The 19,217-nt window shown below is 50.8% G+C and carries 13 protein-coding genes; 5 read left to right on the top strand and 8 right to left on the bottom strand.

The window, feature by feature from the left end; genetic code table 11:
* Window positions 1–16: 16 nt before the first annotated feature.
* Genes J3B89_RS03435 through J3B89_RS03415 form a run of 5 tightly spaced genes read left to right on the top strand, consistent with a single transcriptional unit; the run spans window position 17 to window position 9,587 of the window.
* Complete coding sequence (locus J3B89_RS03435; RefSeq protein ID WP_215396093.1) at window positions 17–1,534, top strand: MFS transporter; 1,518 nt, start codon at window positions 17–19, stop codon at window positions 1,532–1,534.
* A 5-nt stretch (window positions 1,535–1,539) separates the two neighbouring features.
* Window positions 1,540–2,544: a glycoside hydrolase family 43 protein gene (locus tag J3B89_RS03430; RefSeq protein WP_215396092.1), complete on the top strand. Its 1,005-nt coding sequence runs from the start codon at window positions 1,540–1,542 to the stop codon at window positions 2,542–2,544.
* A gap of 14 nt (window positions 2,545–2,558) precedes the next feature.
* On the top strand, window positions 2,559–5,021 hold the full coding sequence (locus J3B89_RS03425; RefSeq protein WP_215396091.1) for a glycoside hydrolase family 3 N-terminal domain-containing protein: 2,463 nt from the start codon (window positions 2,559–2,561) through the stop codon (window positions 5,019–5,021).
* 49 nt (window positions 5,022–5,070) lie between these two features.
* Entirely contained in the window at window positions 5,071–7,644 is a 2,574-nt protein-coding gene (locus tag J3B89_RS03420; protein ID WP_215396090.1) for a glycoside hydrolase family 3 protein, read from the top strand.
* Window positions 7,632–9,587 carry a sialate O-acetylesterase gene (locus J3B89_RS03415; protein WP_215396089.1) on the top strand — a complete coding sequence of 652 codons (1,956 nt, stop codon included), beginning with the start codon at window positions 7,632–7,634 and terminating at the stop codon, window positions 9,585–9,587. The genes J3B89_RS03420 and J3B89_RS03415 overlap by 13 nt, the downstream gene beginning before the upstream one ends.
* Window positions 9,588–9,740: 153 nt before the next feature.
* Here J3B89_RS03415 and J3B89_RS03410 read toward each other — a convergent pair whose 3' ends face one another.
* The 8 genes from J3B89_RS03410 to J3B89_RS03375 form a co-directional block, all read right to left on the bottom strand.
* Window positions 9,741–10,334, bottom strand: a complete 594-nt coding sequence (locus J3B89_RS03410; RefSeq protein WP_215396088.1) for a hypothetical protein — start codon at window positions 10,332–10,334, stop codon at window positions 9,741–9,743.
* Between the two features lie 111 nt (window positions 10,335–10,445).
* Entirely contained in the window at window positions 10,446–10,715 is a 270-nt protein-coding gene (locus J3B89_RS03405) for a hypothetical protein (RefSeq protein WP_215396087.1), read from the bottom strand.
* Between the two features lie 166 nt (window positions 10,716–10,881).
* Window positions 10,882–11,499: a hypothetical protein gene (locus tag J3B89_RS03400; protein WP_215396086.1), complete on the bottom strand. Its 618-nt coding sequence runs from the start codon at window positions 11,497–11,499 to the stop codon at window positions 10,882–10,884.
* A 178-nt stretch (window positions 11,500–11,677) separates the two neighbouring features.
* On the bottom strand, window positions 11,678–12,367 hold the full coding sequence (locus J3B89_RS03395) for a DUF6445 family protein (RefSeq protein WP_215396085.1): 690 nt from the start codon (window positions 12,365–12,367) through the stop codon (window positions 11,678–11,680).
* A gap of 30 nt (window positions 12,368–12,397) precedes the next feature.
* Window positions 12,398–13,885 carry a tryptophan halogenase family protein gene (locus J3B89_RS03390; protein WP_215396084.1) on the bottom strand — a complete coding sequence of 496 codons (1,488 nt, stop codon included), beginning with the start codon at window positions 13,883–13,885 and terminating at the stop codon, window positions 12,398–12,400.
* A gap of 30 nt (window positions 13,886–13,915) precedes the next feature.
* Window positions 13,916–14,950 carry a cupin-like domain-containing protein gene (locus J3B89_RS03385; RefSeq protein ID WP_215396083.1) on the bottom strand — a complete coding sequence of 345 codons (1,035 nt, stop codon included), beginning with the start codon at window positions 14,948–14,950 and terminating at the stop codon, window positions 13,916–13,918.
* 10 nt (window positions 14,951–14,960) lie between these two features.
* Window positions 14,961–15,728 carry a SapC family protein gene (locus tag J3B89_RS03380; protein ID WP_215396082.1) on the bottom strand — a complete coding sequence of 256 codons (768 nt, stop codon included), beginning with the start codon at window positions 15,726–15,728 and terminating at the stop codon, window positions 14,961–14,963.
* Window positions 15,729–15,856: 128 nt separating this feature from the next.
* On the bottom strand, window positions 15,857–18,937 hold the full coding sequence (locus J3B89_RS03375) for a TonB-dependent receptor (RefSeq protein WP_215396081.1): 3,081 nt from the start codon (window positions 18,935–18,937) through the stop codon (window positions 15,857–15,859).
* Between the last annotated feature and the right edge of the window lie 280 nt (window positions 18,938–19,217).

Raw genomic sequence — 19,217 nt, 5'->3', positions numbered from 1 at the left:
CAACAGGCAGACAAAGATGCAAACAGCTAGCTCAAGCGCCACAGCAAAACTCAGCACGACAGAAAAACTCAGTGTGACAGAAAAAATCGGCTATAGCCTCGGCGATCTGGCGGCTAACCTGATCTTTCAGACACTGATGACCTTTCTGGCTTTTTTTTATACCGACGTTTATCAGATCCCGGCCGGCTCTGCGGCGGCGATTATCTTCTTCGGCGGTATAATTGGCGCCTGTTTTAATCCGGTTATGGGCCTGATTGCCGATCGCACACAAAGCCGCTGGGGCAAGTTCAGGCCCTGGATCTTGTGGACAGCGGTACCCTTTGGCGTTATTGCTTTGCTGGCGTTCAGCACACCCGATTTCAGCCCGCAGGGCAAAATTATTTATGCTTTTATTACCTATGTGTTGCTGGTGCTGGTGTATTCTGCCAATAACCTGCCGTATTCGGCATTAAGCGGCGTACTTACCGGTAATATGGCCGAACGTAACAGCCTGTCGGCATACCGCTTTGTGGCGGTAATGGTGGCGCAGTTTATTATTCAGGCGTTGTTGCTACCTCTGGTGCTGATCCTCGGTGATGGCGATAAAGCTGTAGGTTTTGAAAAGACCATGCTGCTGTTTGCCATTACCGGCATAGTGTTTTTTCTGATCACCTTTATTACCACTAAAGAGCGGGTGCAGTCACCACAATTACAAAAGTCCAGTATCCGCCAGGATCTCGGTGATCTGCTGCGCAACAAGCCCTGGTTTATTCTGCTGCTGTTAACAGTGCTGGTGTTTATTACGCTGGCGCTAAAAGGCGGCATGTATATTTTTTATTTTGAGCATTATCTTAGCGAAGCCCATATTGCCGGTTTTCTGGACGATATTGGCTTTAACCGCTTTATTGCCGGGCTTAATGCCATGCTTACCGGTATGGGCTTAAACGGGTTTCTCTGGCCTGAAGACGCGCCTACCTCGGGTTTTAGCCTGTTTAATGCCGGTGGCATTATCTGCATGATTATTGGCATTAGCTTTGCCAAGCCACTGGCCGACAGGTTTGGCAAGCGTGATGTGTTTGCTGTGGCGCTGTTTATTTCTACGCTGTTTATTTTGTTGTTTTATCTGCTGCCGCCCGATGCCATTGGCCTGGTGTTTTTAGCGCAGCTGCTGCACGGCTTTTTCTACGGTATTACTATTCCGCTGTTGTGGGCCATGATTGCCGACGTGGCTGATTATTCCGAATGGAAAAATCATCGCCGTGCTACGGCCATTATTTTTTCAGCGATGATTTTTGGTCTTAAGTTGGGGCTGAGCATTGGCGGCGCTCTGGTGGCCGGCCTGCTGGCGCACTACGGCTATGACGCTCTGTTGTCCTCCCAGGCAGAGAGCACCATTAACGGCATTAAACTGTCGGTCAGTTTATATGCGGCGCTGCCGTTTTTACTCGGCGTGGCCTGCATGTTTGTTTATGAAATTAATAAGCATAAAGAAATTCAGATTGAACAAGAGCTAAGCCAGCGGCGCGCCGCGGCCGGTTTGTTGCAGGGAGAATAACGCTAATGTCAGACACCGATTATAAGGCACTAAAAGCCAAAGCAATTTCGCAGCCACTGGTAGAGCATATTTACACTGCCGACCCGTCAGCGCATGTATTTGACGGCCGTATTTATATTTACCCGTCGCATGACATTGATGCGGGTATTGCCTTTAACGACAACGGCGATCATTTTGCCATGCAGGATTATCACGTACTGTCGCTGGACGGCCCGGAAGCTACTGCAGTAGATCACGGCGTAGCGCTGCATATTAACGACGTACCCTGGGCAGAGCGGCAAATGTGGGCACCGGATGCGGCAAAAAAAGGCGACAAATATTATTTTTATTTTCCGGCGAAAAAAGCCGATGGCCGCTTTCAGCTAGGGGTTGCTACCGGTGATAGCCCGGCCGGGCCTTTTACGGCACAGCCTGAGCCCATTCAGGGCAGTTACTCGATAGACCCGGCCGTATTTGCCGACGACGACGGCAGCTATTATCTGTACTTTGGTGGCATCTGGGGTGGCCAGTTACAGCAGTACCGCAATAACCGCTATGATGCACAATATGCTGAACCTGCTGCCAATGAACCGGCGCTGGGGCCCAAAGTGGCCCGGCTGACCGACAATATGCTGGAATTTGCCGAAGCGCCACGCGAAATTATCATTCTGGACGAACACGGCCAGCCATTACTGGCCGGTGATACTGAGCGGCGCTTTTTTGAAGCGTCCTGGCTGCATAAATATAACGGTAAATACTATTTTTCTTATTCTACCGGCGATACGCATTTTCTTTGCTACGCCACCGGCAACAGCCCCTACGGCCCCTTTACTTATCAGGGCCGCATATTGGAGCCGGTTATCGGCTGGACTACCCATCATTCTATCTGCGAATTTAACGGTAAATGGTATCTGTTTTACCACGACTCGGTGCTGTCTGAAGGGGTAACCCATTTGCGCTCGGTAAAAATGACTGAACTGCAGTATGACGCCGAAGGGCGGATCCGTACCTTAACGCCGTACCGCGACTAAACAGGAGACACCGCATGGCCAGGCAACTGCTTGCAGCACTATTAGGGGTTAGCGCAGTATTTACTGTGTTAGCGCAACAGCCATATCAAAACGCCAGCCTGAGCACAGAGCAACGGGTAGACGACTTACTGGCCCGCATGACACTGGAAGAAAAAGTCGCCCAGCTGCAAACGGTATGGCAACAGCGCCGTGGTATGGAAAACCAGCAACAGCAGTTTTTACCCGGCAAAGCAGCACAAATTATCCCGCTGGGCATTGGCCATATCGGCCGGCCGAGTGAATTTAAAACACCACAACAAACCGCAGAGTTTAACAATGCACTGCAGCGCTGGCTAAAAGAAAACACCCGGCTGGGTATTCCGGCGCTGATGCACGAAGAAGCACTACACGGCTATGCCGCCTTTGATGCCACCAGTTTTCCGCAGGCAATAGCGTTGGCCAGCAGCTGGTCACCGGAAGATATGCACGATGTATATGCGCTGGCCGCCCGCGAGATGCGCGCTACCGGGGCACACTGGGCCTTAACGCCCATTTTGGATATTGCCCGTGATCCGCGCTGGGGCCGGATTGAAGAAACCATGGGCGAAGATCCGTACCTGATGTCGGCCATGGGGGTAGCAGCAGTACAGGGCTTTCAGGGCAAAACCGGTAAAACCGGCCAGTTTGCGCCAGATAAAGTGGTGGCCACATTAAAGCATCTTACCGGCCACGGTCAGCCGCAGGCCGGGGTAAATATTGCCCCGGCACACATAGCCCCGCGTGAGCTGCATGAGGTGTTTTTACCGCCGTTTGAAGCCGCCGTAAAGCTGGCACATGCCGCCAGTATTATGGCGTCGTACAATGAAATCGACGGTATTCCCTCGCATGTTAACCGCGCCTTATTGCAAGACATAGTGCGCAAAGAATGGGGTTTTAACGGCGTTATTGTCAGCGATTATTTTGCCATCGAAGAGCTGAACAGCCGCCATAATTTGTACGACACCGAGGCCGCAGCGGCTAAAGCCGCTTTGCTGGCCGGAGTGGATATGGAAACGCCGGATCCGAAAACCTTCCCGCACTTAACGGCACTGGTGCAAAGTGGCCAGTTAGACGAAAGCGTGATAGATACCGCAGTACGCCGCGTACTTGCGCTGAAATTCCGCCTGGGTTTGTTTGACAACCCCTATGTTGATGCCAGCCAGGCCAATGCGCTGGTAGGGGCCGCTAAAGATCGCGACTTTGCCCGGCGGGTGGCTGAAAAGTCGATGGTGTTGCTGAAAAATAACGGCATTTTGCCACTAAATGCCGCAAAAATTAGCAAGCTGGCGGTTATTGGCCCGCATGCCGATGAAGTTTTACTGGGTGGTTACAGCAGTATTCCGCGCCAGACGGTGAGTATTTATCAGGGCTTAAAACAAAAACTGCAGGGCAAAGCACAAGTGCAGTTTGCCCGCGGCACTGTTTTAACCAAAGCCTTAACAGCAACTAAAGCGCAAGAGCAGAATCAGGCTTTTATTACCTCAGATATCCGCCAGCGCAGCCAGGCGGCCGGTACATTTTCAATGCAGCGCTGGAACTACGATCCTATAGCGCTGGCGACCGATAACGACCGTAAAGGCCTGCTGGATGAAGCCGTGGCACTGGCAAAAACCGCCGATGCAGTGGTGCTGGTGTTAGGTGAAAACGAGGGCTTATCACGCGAAGCCTGGGCCGAAAGCCATTTGGGCGACCGTACCAGTTTAGAGCTGGTAGGTAACCAGCAGCAGCTGGCGCAGGCAATACTGGCCACCGGCAAACCGGTAGTGCTGCTGCTGACTAATGGCCGGCCGCTGGCGCTTGGCGAGTTGGCCGAAACCGCACCGGCAATTATTGAAGCCTGGTATCTGGGCCAGGAAACCGGCACGGCTATCGCTAATGTGTTGTTTGGCGATGTTAACCCGTCTGGCAAGTTGCCGCTGACATTCCCGCGCAGTGCCGGCCATATTCCCAGCTATTACAACCATAAAGTCTCTGCTAAACGTGGCTATTTATTTGACGATATCAGCCCGCTGTATCCTTTTGGCCATGGTTTAAGCTACACCAGCTTTACCTACAGCAACTTGCAGATTGATGCCAGCGGCGCCCGTGCCAACGGTGAAGTGCAAATAAGCCTGACGGTACAAAACAGTGGCCAGCGTCAGGGCACTGAGGTGGTGCAGTTATATGTTAACGACCCGCAGGCCAGTGTCACCCGGCCGGTGCAGCAGTTAACCGGCTTTAAGCGGGTACCCCTTAAACCCGGCGAACAGGCCACACTGCGGTTTACTGTGCCGGTTAACCTGTTGGCTTTTTTTGACCAGAGCATGCGCTGGGTAGTAGAGCCGGGCGAAATCCGCCTGATGCTGGGCAGTTCGTCGGCAGACATTCGCTTAACAGGCAGTTTTGTTATCAAAGGTGACGTGACTGAAGTAGCTAACAATAAGGCGTATCTGAGCCAGGCCGTGATCAGCAATAAGTAACTGCGGTGGGCATATCACAATAGGATTAACCGCAACAGCGGGAGGAATTATGCAACAAAGCAAGCGATATCAGGGCAGTGGCCAGTTGTCGGCCATACTGACACTGGCGTTAGCCTGCAGTTTGGCGCTGGTTGGTTGTGCCGGGCAGGCACCTGATGGCAGCAGCCAGGCAGCAGAAAAACCACAGATCCAGCCGCAAAACTGGCCGCTGCAAAGCGCGCCGATTGCGCGCAATCAGCAGATAGAAGACAAAATTAACGCTTTGCTCCGCCAGATGACGCCGGAGCAGAAAGTCGGCCAGATTATTCAGGCCGATATTGCCTCGGTTACACCACAGCAAGCGCGGGATTATTATCTGGGCTCGGTGCTAAACGGTGGCAACTCGGCACCGGGGCGTGATAACCGTGTTGGTGCAGCGGCCTGGTTGCAGCTGGCCGATGCCTTCTGGCAGGCCAGTACCGACACCAGCGACGGCCGGCCTTATATTCCGCTGATTTGGGGTACCGATGCCGTGCACGGCCATAGCAATGTAAAAGGCGCGACGATTTTTCCGCATAATATTGGCCTGGGAGCCATGCGCGAGCCACAGCTACTGCATGCTATTGGCCGTGCAACCGCCATTGAAATGCAGGTAACCGGGCTCGACTGGACCTTTGCACCAACCATAGCGGTAGCGCGTGACGATCGCTGGGGCCGCACTTATGAATCGTACAGTGAAGACCCTGCACTGGTCGCCAGCTATGCGCCATATATTCTGCAGGGCATTCAGGGTACGCCGGGCGCCGCAGACTTTTTGCGTGCTGAGCATATGCTGGCTACGGTAAAACACTTTTTGGGTGACGGCGGTACCGTAGGCGGTAAAGATCAGGGCGACAATATAGATACAGAAGCGCAGCTGCGCGACATACATGCACCGCCTTACTACAGTGCCATTAAGGCGGGTGCGCGCGTGGTAATGGCGTCTTACAACAGCTGGCATGGCGATAAAATGCACGGTTTTGCCCCTATGCTGACAGACGTACTGGTACACCGGATGGGCTTTGACGGTTTTGTAGTGGGCGACTGGAACGGCCACGGCCAGATAACCGGTTGTACGCCAACAGATTGTGCGGCCTCGGTTATTGCCGGGCTGGATATGTATATGGCACCGGACAGCTGGCAGGCACTGTACGCCAATACGCTGGCGCAGGTAAAAGACGGCCGCCTGCCGATGGCGCGGCTGGATGAAGCCGTACTGCGCATACTGCGCATTAAGGCAGAAATGGGCTTATTTGAGCAGGTAAAACCGTCTGAGCGGCCACTGGCCGGGCGTTATGAACTGCTGGGCAATGCACAGCACCGGGCACTGGCACGGGAGGCTGCACGTAAATCTCTGGTATTGCTGAAAAATAATCAACAGTTGTTACCGTTAAATACTACTGGCCGGGTACTGGTGGCGGGTGATGGTGCCGACAATATTGGTAAGCAAAGCGGCGGCTGGACACTAAGCTGGCAGGGCTCGGGTAATGCCAACAGCGATTTCCCTAATGGCGAGTCTGTTTATGCCGGTATCCTGCAAACGGTTACCGCCGGGGGCGGCAGTGTTGAGCTTAGCGAAAATGGCCGTTACAGCCAGCGGCCTGATGTTGCCATAGTAGTATTTGGTGAAGAGCCTTATGCCGAGTTTATTGGCGATCGCAGCCATCTGGCGTTTGACGACAACCGCGGTTTGCAAATTCTTACCCAACTAAAAAGCCAGGGTATTCCTACCGTAGCGGTGTTTTTATCCGGCCGGCCGTTGTGGGTAAACCCTGAGCTGAATCAGTCTGATGCTTTTGTCGCAGCGTTTTTACCCGGCAGCGAAGGTGGTGCTGTGGCCGATGTACTGTTCCGCTCGCCCGCAGGTGAAGTGCAGCACGATTTTCAGGGTAAGTTGTCATTCTCCTGGCCGGATAACGCCAAAGGCGAGCCGCTTAATGTAGGTGATGCGGGCTACAAGCCGCTGTTTGCCTATGGCTATGGTTTAAACTACGGCGACAACACCACAGTTGGCCAATTGCATGAAGAGGCCGGGATCAGCGCTGATCAAATGCTCAATGCCAGCCGTTATCTGCATGCAGGCAAAGCCGTAACACCCTGGCAGTTGCAATTGCTCGATCAGGGCCAGATCACGCGGGTAACAGACGCCCTGCATACCTCAGCCCTTGGCGCAATAACCGCCACTGCCACAGACCGGTTGCAGCAGGAAGACTCGGTTACACTCAGTTTTGTGCAACCCGGTACAGTGTTGCTAACCCATGCCGATGGAGTAGTGCTGGATTTAGCCCGCCAGTCTAACGGTGATATGGCGTTGGAGCTGGAATATCAGGTGCTGGCACTTAGCAACAGTAACACTACGCTTGGCATGCAATGCGGCGACAACTGCAGTGCCAATATTGATATCAGCGGCCAACTGGCGCAAATGCAGGGCCAGGGCTGGCAGAGTATGAAAATTGCCTTGCGCTGCTTTAGTGAAGCCGACAGCGCTTTTGATATCAGTAAAGTTACCCGGCCAATGGTGCTGCAAGCTGGTGCTGGCTTGGTATTACAACTGGCCAATGTGCGGCTGGCGCAAAATGAAGGCAATGCTACATGCGGCAACTAAAATTTGCTGGCTATACCGTCTGGGCTAAGCACGCCAGCTTATATATTGCACTGCTGCTTAGCCCGCTGGCAATTGCTGATATCAGCCTGCCAAAGCTGATTAGCGATGGTATGGTGCTGCAGCGCGACACCACTATTACATTGTGGGGCTGGGCCGCTGAGGATGAAACAGTTGAAGTGCGCTTTAATGGCAAAGCCGTGGGGCAGGCAAAGCCTGCCAATGGCCGCTGGCAGCTTAAGCTGCCAGCACAAGCTGCCGGTGGGCCTTATCAGCTGAGCTTTCACGGCCATAACCAGATCACGCTACAGGATATTTATTTTGGTGATGTTTGGGTGGCGTCGGGCCAGTCTAATATGGAAATGGAGATGGCACGCCTGGCCGAGGCCTATCCGCAGGATTTAACCGCCGCCAGCTATCCGTTAATCCGCCAGTTTAAAGTACCGCAACATTACAATTTTAAAACGCCGCAGCAGGATTTCAGCAGCGGCCACTGGGTTGCTGCCAGCCCGGACACTATTAGCGAGTTTTCTGCGCTGGCATTTTATTTTGCCCGCGAGCTGTTTGAACATTCTGTTGCCGCACATAGCAGCGTTGCCATCGGTATTTTAAATAATGCGCTGGGTGGCTCGCCGGTTGAAGCCTGGATGAGCGAGCAGGCGCTGCAGCCATTTCCTGATGCGCTGGCTGAAGGCATCCGTTTTCGCGATGATAAACTGATCCAGGCAGTTACCGAAGCCGATAAGGCAAAAAATGCCAACTGGTATGGTGATTTACAGCAGCGTGATGCGGGCTTAAACAGTAAAACACCCTGGTATAGTACCGCGTTGGACGACAGCAACTGGGCCACCTTTAACGTGCCGGGTTTTCGGCCCGAGCCTTTTACCGGTGTCTGGTGGTTACGTAAAACGGTGCAGTTAACTGCCAAACAGGCGGCACAGGCCAATACCTTGCGCCTGGGCTCTATTGTCGATGCCGACGAGGTATATATCAATGGCACGCAAGTGGGCAATACCACCTATCAGTACCCGCCGCGCCGTTATGCCTTACCTGACAACCTGCTTAAAGCCGGTAACAACCTGCTGGCAGTGCGTATTATCGCCACCAATGGTAAAACCGGCTTAATGCCGGATAAACCTTATTGGCTTGGCACAGATAACAGCAAGCTGGATTTAACCGGGCCGTGGAAAATGCAAAGCTCCGCCACAGCAGAGCCTTTGCCCGGTGATACCTTTATCCGCTGGAAACCGCTGGGCTTATTTAATGGCTTAACCGCGCCGTTAACTTATTTGCCGGTTAAAGGCGTGATCTGGTATCAGGGCGAATCTAATGTTGGCCAGTACGCGCAGTATCAGCAGCGTTTTACCGCGATGATCCGCGATTGGCGGCTAAAGTGGGCGCAAAATAGTGGCCAGCAACAGCCATTACCGTTTTTATTTGTGCAGCTGGCTAATTATCTGGAAAAAACAGCAGAGCCCACCGACAGCCACTGGGCCGGGTTACGCGAAGCGCAGCGCCAGAGCTTAACCGAACCTGATACCGCTGTGGTGGTGGCGATTGATACCGGCGAGTGGAACGATATTCACCCGGTAGATAAAAAAACCTTAGCAGAGCGCCTGGCACTGGCGGCGCGGGCGGTGGCGCTTGGCGAAGATGTGCAGTATCAGGGGCCGCAGTTGGTGTCGGTACAGGCGCAGGGCAATAAATTACTGCTTAGCTTTGATCAGCAACTGGTGCTAAAACCCGGCCAGAGCTTTGCCATCGCCGGCAGCGACGGCAAGTATTGCTGGGCGCAGGTACAGCTGCAGGGTAAACAATTAGCGCTGTCGCATGCTGATATTACCGCGCCGGTACAAGTACGCTACGCCTGGGCCGATAACCCGGATGCAGTGCTGTACAACAGCGCAGGACTACCGGCATCACCCTTTATTTACCAGCTAAAGTAATTGCAGCTGTAGCAAGGTGGTAAGTGATCGCGACCGGAATAAAGCCACTGGCCAAAGGCATTAACTCCCGAAAACCTGCTAACGCTTTACTCACCGGAAATTGGGAGCGCCAGCGAGTAATTTTTCCGGTTGAGTAGTTTGTTATGTGCCGCTTCATAGGTTAGCTGGTTTACAAAGTACCGCAGGAGCTGCTCCAGTTTTTATCAGAAAATCGGAGCCAAATAAGTATGGACGATGATATCCGCTCAGTACATTTTGTTTGCTATTTGCTTCTATGTACGTAATACACTGGTGTGTTGGATAAATCCCTCGATTTTCCAATATATCCAAGTGAGCTTCGGAAGTGCAATCCAAAATACTTCCGTCAGATAGAGTTAGCCATATATGTGCATTGATTGGTGAATTTATTTGAGGGGTATTAAGCTCTTTTTGAATATTATCATATGACATTTCACAGTAGATCTCACTATTACTCCAAAACCTATCACCAATGGTTATATAGCTTACAACTCCCAATTCTTTTTTTAAAAACTGGTTAAGCATTAGATGTACTGGAATACATTTTTGCGCTAAATCAAAAGACGTGAGATAGCCGATTGACTCTAACGCCCATGCGCTATTAAATAAAATTTTCTGTCGCTTCGAATTTGATATCGGCTTTGAAAAAGGAATGGGGCTTTGATCAATTTCAAGACCGAACTCTTTGGTCTTCTTGACTGCATTTATACATCTGTCTTTATAATTCAATTGCTATAACCTTGATAAGTGAAAATGTGCGAAGGTACCTAACGAACAAAGCAACAGCCGAGCGAAGCGAGTTCAAGCCTCGCGAGAATAATGTTGCCTTTGCTTATGTACTTAAAATCTATCACCGGCCAAATATTCTCCATTTATTTTTATTTGAAGCTTAACTGTGATGAGCGCATATCCGAAAACCTGTATCAGATGCTCAACCCCGTTAATAGTGATTATCCCACTCATTAGAGGGACGCTCTTCTTAACGGCAAAAAAGTCATTATTGGTTGCCACAAGATCATTGTTGTGGAAAAGCTTTGCACCCCCAAACCAAGTGTTTTCCACGATAATCTTACTGCCCTGATATTCCCCAACAACAGTTTTCTTTGGCATACTTACTCCTGATGAATACACAGTGCCCAAAGCAGCGGTGCGCAGCCTTTGCCTGTTATATATACTGCACGAATTTGAATTATTAGGGTTAGATAAAAATTAAACTATCAGCTATTTAATTTTTATCTGACCCCCGTTTATTACGTTTATTGTGACCCATTTATTTTTAAACATTTTCACTGACCCGCTGAAAAAGACTAACCTGAACTCTACCATCTGTTTTAGATTGCATCACCACCCAAAGCTGAAGGTCGTCTTGTACTAGCTGAGCTTGATGGTGGTTTAGCAGAGTTTTAATTTTGTCTAACCAAGAAGGTACTATTTTTAAGAAGTTGTCTATATCCTTGGAGGCGGCAAAAGGGTTTTGAGCATGAAGTAAACCCCCGCACCGGTCGTAGATATTTTCAAAGTCTTTTCTGGTGAGAAAGCCTGACTTGATAGCCTTTACTTCTAAAACTTTTCCCGTGACCTTATCAAGGATCTGAGTACTTGGAGATGGGTAAAAGTTTGGGTTTATTTCCTGGATGCTTTGCAGGATTCTTTTGGCGTGCCAATCTTTAGAAAAGTTAGCCCGGATGTTTGCATATTCTTCTTTGTTGGCTACAAGTGATGCCAAAGCTATAAGCTCAAGTATTTTTCGTACTTGAAGGCAAATAGATTCAGCTGTTGTTTGTTTATACAGGGCATTGCAACGGCCGTCGAGAAACGCTCGAATGACTTCGGTTCGTTTCTTGATCTCCTCCATGCATTCCGCATATTTATTGATATGTTGCTGATCTATCATGATGCTTAACACTTATTCGCCGGTTCTACCCGCAATTAAACACGGGTTAACCTGTGCTTGTAAATGTACAAAACACTACACCGCTTATTTAAAACTTACAATAACTTATCGGTACAGCTGACATTTTTGCTGGTGGCGCAAGTTCGGGTTAAGCCGTTTAGCAAAGTATCGGTAGTATTTAGCCACGCTCTGGCTGCATATCGATAAAGCTGCTAATGGTTAGCCGGCCCAAACGTGGGTTGGCGGATAAGCTGGTGTTTGGGGTAATAATGCCGCTGTGTAATGCATGGCGGCGGTAAATAATCAGCCGGTTAAAGATGCCTTGCTGCGCGCCAATTTGCTCAAATAATGCGGTATCGCCGCCAATATAACCATCGCTGGCTTTGGGCAGGTTGGGGCCATCGTTTTCGGCTTCCAGCGCGCGGTAATACGCCATAGTGCGGCTGTCATCAATAGTTTCAAAGCCGGTTTTGCGGTGGCGGTAAAACGCTGTACCGCCCTGATCGCCGTGAAATAAATAATGCACCGCCGCCAGAGCGTGTTTTTCTGTCGTGTCAAAATGCGGAATACGTTGCAGCAGTTTGAGTTGTGCCGGTGGCGTAGTTACCAGCGAAAAATGGCACACCGAAAAGCCCAGCGCCGTTGCCGGTAGGGCAAAGTAATCTATTAACATAGCCTGCAGGTTTTGCAGCATAAACTGGCGATAGCTTTCAGGCGCTGCTGAGCGCACGCCCGGATAATAAGGTGAATTGGCCAAAAATGGCTGGCCACAGGCATATTCAACTAATGCTTCCGGCTGTGGCACAAAATTATCTACCACCAGCAATGGCGATTGTTCTTTGCCTGTAGCCAGCCGGGTGATCTGCATTTTTATATCAGCACTTATTCAGCACTGCAGCTATGTCAGATTAGACGGGCAGTACTGGCGCAAAAAGTCACGGTGTGACGGCAGCCGGTGCACGGCGCTGTTAATGGTGTCACGGATCTGTTGTAAGTGGCGGCTTAATTCGCCGTTGTTCAGGCCCGCCACCAACTGATGATAACTTTGTGGTTGTAACCGCTGCCCCAGCATCACATGGCTCCAGGATTCGAGCCGGAACATCTCATCGCCGGTTTGAAAAGCATGGGCACTTTCGCGGAACAAGGCTATGCGGTGTGCCAGTGAATCCGGGATCGTCATAGTGCGGCAATAGTCCCAGAACGGGCTGTCGTTACGCTCGGTCTGGTGGTAATGCAAAATAATAAAGTCGCGGATTTTCTCTACTTCAGTAATAGATTGCTGGTTATATTCATCAGTTAAGGCCGGTGTTACACCATTAAACGGAAATAAGCGCAGTAAGCGGATAATGCCGCTCATAAACAGAAAAATACTGGTTGATTCCAGCGGTTCAATAAAACCACTGGATAAACCAATAGCCACACAGTTTTTATGCCAGAGCTTTTTACGCCGCCCGGTTTGATAACTCAGTACCCGTGGTTCCATAATGGCCGGAGCTTCGAGGCCATCGAGTAAACGCTGTCTGGCCTTGTCGTCGGACAAATAATCGCTGGCATACACCAAACCATTACCAACTCTGTGCTGCAGCGGAATTTTCCACTGCCAGCCACTGTCATGGGCGATAGCTCTGGTATAAGGCGGCACAGTAGGGCCGGGCTCGGTTTGCACTACTACCGCTTTATTGCACGGTAACCAGTGATCCCAGCGCTCGTAACCGGTTTTTAATGTTTGCTCTATTAACAAGGCGCGAAAGCCGGTGCAGTCGATAAACAAATCGCCGGTTATTTCCTGGCCAGACTCCAGCACTACAGAACGTATATCGCCGTTAACATGCTGCTGCACCTGGGCAATTTTGCCTTCAATACGCACCGCACCTAACTCTTCGCTGAAACGGCGTAAAAAGCGGGCATACCGGCCGGCATCCAGATGGTAGGCATAGTTAATGGTGGATTGTTCGGTTTTGGCAAATTTATGCTGTTTGGCCGCCTGTAACTCATAACAATAGTCGCCAAAAGGTTCGGTTATGCCCTGGCTTAAACCGTGTAAATAGTAGTGCTGAAAATCACTCAGAAAACTGCCTTTGCCGGTTACGCCAAAGGGATGGAAATAATGGTCGCCCGGCCGGCCCCAGTTTTCAAATGAAATGGCCAGTTTAAAGGTGGCATCGGTAGCCTGCATAAACTCCTGCTCGTTTATGCCAAGCAAATTATGAAACAGCTGTACCGGTGGCACGGTAGATTCGCCCACGCCGACAGTGCCTATTTCTTCCGATTCTATCAGCACCACATCAATTAAGCCTTTTAGCCGTTTTGACAGCGCGGCAGCGGCTACCCAACCGGCGGTACCGCCACCGGCGATCACCACTTTTTTAACTGTATTGTTTTGCATGGTCTGCTCCCTGTGATTTTTATAATATTTTTAGCGATTTAACCGGTTTAGCAGCATGGCTCTGAGCTGCCGCGCCTGCATATCATCCAGCCCGCCCAATACACCACGGGCGGCTTCAGGCAGGTGTTGCCCGGCTTGTTTGGGGTCGTCAAATACATAGTAATTTAACAGCGCCTGCCAGGCGCGGCGTTCATGCTCTGGCTTGTCGCGCAGGCACAACAGGGCGTGGTACAACAGGTTCATGCCTGAGCCGGTATAACGCGGGGCGGTGCTCCACCAGTAATTAATCAAAATATTAAATGTGCCCGGCGCTTCTACCTGATGCCACCACATGCTGGGTAAATACAGTGCATCGCCCGGTTCCAGCTCGGCTATCTGGCCAGCCGCTACAGCCTTGGGGAAATCAGGAAAACGCTGTAAATCCGGCTTGCTAAAGTCGACCATACTGATGGCCTGGCCGCCTGGTGTCGGTTCCAGTGGCCCGGGGTACAAATTACTGATTTGTTCTGGCGGAAACAGGGTAAAACGGCGTGTACCCAGTACGCAGCAAGCCAGGTTTTCAGAGGTATCATAGTGGCAGGCGGCCAGTGAGCGGTTACCCAGCCAGATGCTGATGCGGTCAGGCTCGGTGGCATAGCCCAGCTCAGGTTTGGGCAGCTGCATATTATGCTGATCGGGCAGGGTAGGAAAGTGGCTTTGCAGCAGGTTAGAGGCAATGTAAACCGACGGCGCTTGTGCTTGCTGCTGCCAGGCCAGTATATCGCGTAGCACCTGATCAACTTTACCTAAGCTAACGGTAAAATTTAGTTTGGTGGCGTCATCGTTATAAAAGTAGCGGCCGTTCAGGCCGGGTTCGCCGTAATATACCTGGGTGGGCTGGCCGTTATAGTGGCTGTTAAGGTAATCGGCCACTAAGGCCGGATTTTGCTGCCCCAGTTGTACCATGGGCCAGTGTTTTGCCAGGCCTTTTAGCACCACCGGTTGTTTGGCGTTGACGATTTCTGCCGGTAAAACACCGGGTTGGCAAATGTCAACAATACGGCAATGGCGGCTAATATTCAGCATAATGCTTTGCTCATAATGGCTTGTTGCTTACAGTGGCGGCCTGTTGCCGGTTAAGCTGATTTTTACGTTCAATTAAGCTGCGGATATTGCTCATTGAGTTAACAATGGCATACGCCAGTTGCAAAAAGCCGGCCTGATGCAGCTGTTCTAACTCTGTGCCACGTAGTGCAGCCAAACGGGCTGCATTAATGCAGTAATTGCCGGTTAAACGGTATTTTTCGCCGTTATCGAGGCTGAACTCAATATTGACCGGCTCTATCAGCTCCAGTTTGGTAAAAGCAGCAAACATCGCCGGTGCTATAGCCAGCCCCTGATGAATTGTCTGCAACCGGGCAGATATATGCTCCAGATAAGGGCTGTTGCCACCTTGCGGCAAAAATAATTGCTGGCCGTATTGCTCATTAATTTTGGGGTGGTCCATATCTATATGTACTACCGGCTCCGGTGCTTCGTTCAGATCACTGCTCTGGCGTTGAAAACCAATCAGAAACGGGCCTTTTTCAATGCTGGCCGGAATATAGCGTGCGTCCCAGCCAGACGGCTGCTGGTTGTTAAGGTACAAATTTTCATCTGCAGCAAAACCTAATAAAGCACTGGCATAATACTGATTGTCGCCGGTGTCACGGCGCAGCAGAATGGGGTACTCTTTTTGCAGTTCGGTAAATTCGGTAGGAAACACCAGCACGCTGGCAATATTGTCGCCGTATTCTGCGCCAAACCGGTGTAGTACACGGGTGTGTTGGTGGCTGATATTGTTTAACAGTGCATGTCGGGGCATTTTTACTTCCTGTGTCTGCTGTGTAGCTATAACTCCCATCGGTCAGGAAAGGCCGCTGTAACGGCGGCCTGGCTTTTAATGTACAACTGATACAACATTCCCGCCAGTCTGGCTGGCGGGAGCAGCTGTTAGAAGTCGTAACGGACGCCAATCTGATAGCGTGGTCCCAGATCTGTCAGATACCACAGCATGGCTTCATTCCTGGCATGAGAACGGCTGTTTTCACCTGTCAGGTTCAACACTTCGGCAAATACCGTTAACTGCGGGTTGATGTCGTAGCTGACATTAACGTCTATCTGCCAGTAGGCTTCTTCATATCTGGGGTTGTTAGAGCCACCTTTATTTACTTCGGCCAGATACTTGTCACGCCAGTTCCAGGCTACCCTGGCCTGCCAGCTGTCTTTTTCGTAGATACCAATCAGGTTGGCGGTATCACTCAGGCCAATCAGCGCAAACTGCGACTCGCCAGGATTAGCGTTGTTATTAAAGCCAATATCGCCGCGCACTATGGTGTAGTTAGCCTGCACACCAAAACCGCTTTCACCAAAGAAATGCTGGATAGCAAATTCGGCACCGTATATTTTCGCTTCGCGGTTGTTATCGGGTGTGCTGGTACGGAACACCATTTCCGGATCATCATCGTTAGCGCGTAAATCAAAACCAGGGTTACTGGCCAAAAAGTCGATTTGTTCTTGCGTACCGGTAAATTGCGGGTTAGCGCCGTATCTGGCAATCATATCCGGGTGGTTACGGAACTCATTAAAGGCCATCATGGCGAACAAATAGGTATCGTCCAGCGGGAAGCCGGCATCGCGCACTGCCTGAGCCGCAGCTATTGCCCGTGGCCCGCCGGTAACATCGCGAATACCCAGCAGTGGCTGATCTACCTGGCGGCTACCGATAAAGTTGATAACGTTTTTCTGAAACAAACCGGCTGACATATAGCTAAAGGGGTTGTAATACCATTCCAGCGACAAATCAAAGTTGCTCGATTCCAGCGGCAATAAGCCGGGGTTAGAGGCATCGGCAGTAGGCTGAGCACCTAACAGCGTAGAGCCACCACCGCCGCCAAAGTTAGACGCCGATACGCCCAGGCTGCCCAAACCGGCACGGGCTATGGTTTTACTGAACGAGAAGCGGCTGACAAGGTCATCGCTCAGGTGCAGGGTAACATCCAGGCTGGGTAGCAGGTAGTCGTAATCATTTTCCGCTGAGGTAGGCTCTGGTGGTACAGTAGAATCGACATAGGCAACAATGTCGTTATTATCTTCCCAGCTGAAATACACCTGGCTGACCAGTGAACTGGATTTTGATTTGGTTTTTTCATAACGCAGGCCGGTTAACACATCAAATGGCATGCCGCCAAGTTCACCGCCTAACGCCACCTGAAAGTACACTGCAGTGGTGTCTTCTTCAACGATGTTGTCATACGATAATGAGCTTTCTACGCCGGTAGGAATACCGGGATATAAATCTAACGCAGCGTTGTATAATGCGCGCGGATCAGCAATAAAGCCGTAGCCGCCCGGGCGGGCGCTGTAATCGTCAAACTCGCCGGGTAAATCAAATGGTTTAATTAAATCACCAAATTCGCCGGGGTTACCTACGTTCCAGTTACCCAGTGCAATATTATTACCGGCTGTCTGGATAGAGCGCGACTCCATTTTGCGCATTTCTACGCCAAAATCAAAGCGGCCATCGTCCAGCTCATACATACCATCCAGTTTAAGCTGTTTGATTTTACTTTCCTGGCTGGCGTTGCGAATACGGGCAATGGATGAACCAACATCACCGGCATCTACCATGCCATTAGCATTAGCGCCTTTCTCCGGGATGGTATCGTCATACACGTTTTGATAAGTGGGTAAATCGGCACCCCAGAACCATTCACGCGAGGTAACAATAGGGGCGCCTAAACCTACGGCCAGTTCGCCTGAGCCGCGTGGCCCGGTACCCCGGCTGAACATCTCGGAACTGTGGGCATCAAGCATCAGGGTTAGGGCATCATTAACCTGATACTCCAGGTTTAAACCGGCAGATTTCAGCGTATTGGTTTGTTCACGCCATTGTTGCTCATAGCCTTCATCTACGGCACTGGCATAGGTTTCCTGAATATAAGACGGCGTTTTAACGCTATTGTTATCAAATTCTACCACCTTAGTATTGCTACCGGTTTGCATCCAGTTACCCACTTCACCACGGTGCTCAACCAGGTTGTTTTCGGCAAAGGTGTAGTCTGCTGTTGCAGTAAAGTTGTCTACCGGCCTGAACTGTAACGTCAGCTGGGCATTGTCGCGCTCGCGCCGGGTATTGGAAAACGCATAGCGGATATCATTTGGCCGGGCATATAGCTGGCCTTGTTCTGGCGCATTAATCACTTCAGTATCAGCGTTATTCCAGGTACGATCGGCATCGGCGATGTCGTCCCAGTAATCTACCTGCCAGTCGTTAACGGTGGCGCCGGTGTAACCGGAGTCGCGCCTTTGATGGCTGGCCGATAAACTCACACCAAATTTGCCATTATCCAGCGTATGGCTGAATATGCCGGATATTTCCGGGGTGACATCATTGCCGGTGCGGTTGGTGGAATCATGTACTGCTTTTAAACCAACACTGGCTACAGTTTCTTCTGTATCCAGCGGGCGGGCTGTTTTAACGTTAAGTGTGGCACCAATGCCGCCGGTGGCGATATTGGCTTTACCTGTTTTATACACCTCTACTGCGCGGATACTTTCTGATGCCAGATTAGAGAAATCAAAAGCCCGGGCGCTACCGCCACGGGTGGTGCCGTCGGCACCTGAACCGGCACCATAAGTAGTGGCTGACGGCATGGTACGGCCATTCAGGGTAACCATATTGTTGTCGCCACCAAAGCCGCGTACTGTTACTTCCGAACCTTCACCATTGGTGCGGCTGATAGACACACCGGTAATACGCTGCAGCGATTCTGCCAGGTTGGTGTCTGGAAATTTACCGATATCCTCAGCAGAAATAGCATCGACCACACCCATTGAATTACGTTTTATATCAGCGGCTTCCTGCATACTTGACCGTACGCCACGCACTTGTATTACTTCAATGTCGGCCGGTGTTACCGCTTCGGTCTGCGGGGCTTGTTGCGCGTACAGCGGCATACCAGCGGTGCTGCCAAGCAGCAAAGACACGGCTTTGGCCAATGCTGTCCGGCTAAATTTTTTCCTGTTTTCCATTTTATCTACATCCCCTCGTGATTTGTTATAAGTCATTCAAATCAAACAATAGGGCAGCAGCACGGTTACTAACTACAGATATTGGAAGCTGCCGGCATGTTCGTTTGTGCAGGCGCTGACCGTACGGCTTCCTGCACATCCATGCCGAATAGCCAACCCCTGGCAATCATTGTAGTAATCTTGTCACTTCGGGGAAGTTGTCAAAATGCGTTACCTTCTTGCTTTTTTTATTATGTAACGCAAGTGCAAAGTAAAAATGCTGTATCGGGGCTGTGTTTTA

The sequence above is a fragment of the Rheinheimera oceanensis genome (genome assembly GCF_018831085.1).
Taxonomy (GTDB): domain Bacteria; phylum Pseudomonadota; class Gammaproteobacteria; order Enterobacterales; family Alteromonadaceae; genus Alishewanella; species Alishewanella oceanensis.
The sequence above is the reverse complement of the archived record's forward strand: the minus strand, read 5'-3'. Positions and strand labels throughout refer to the sequence as shown.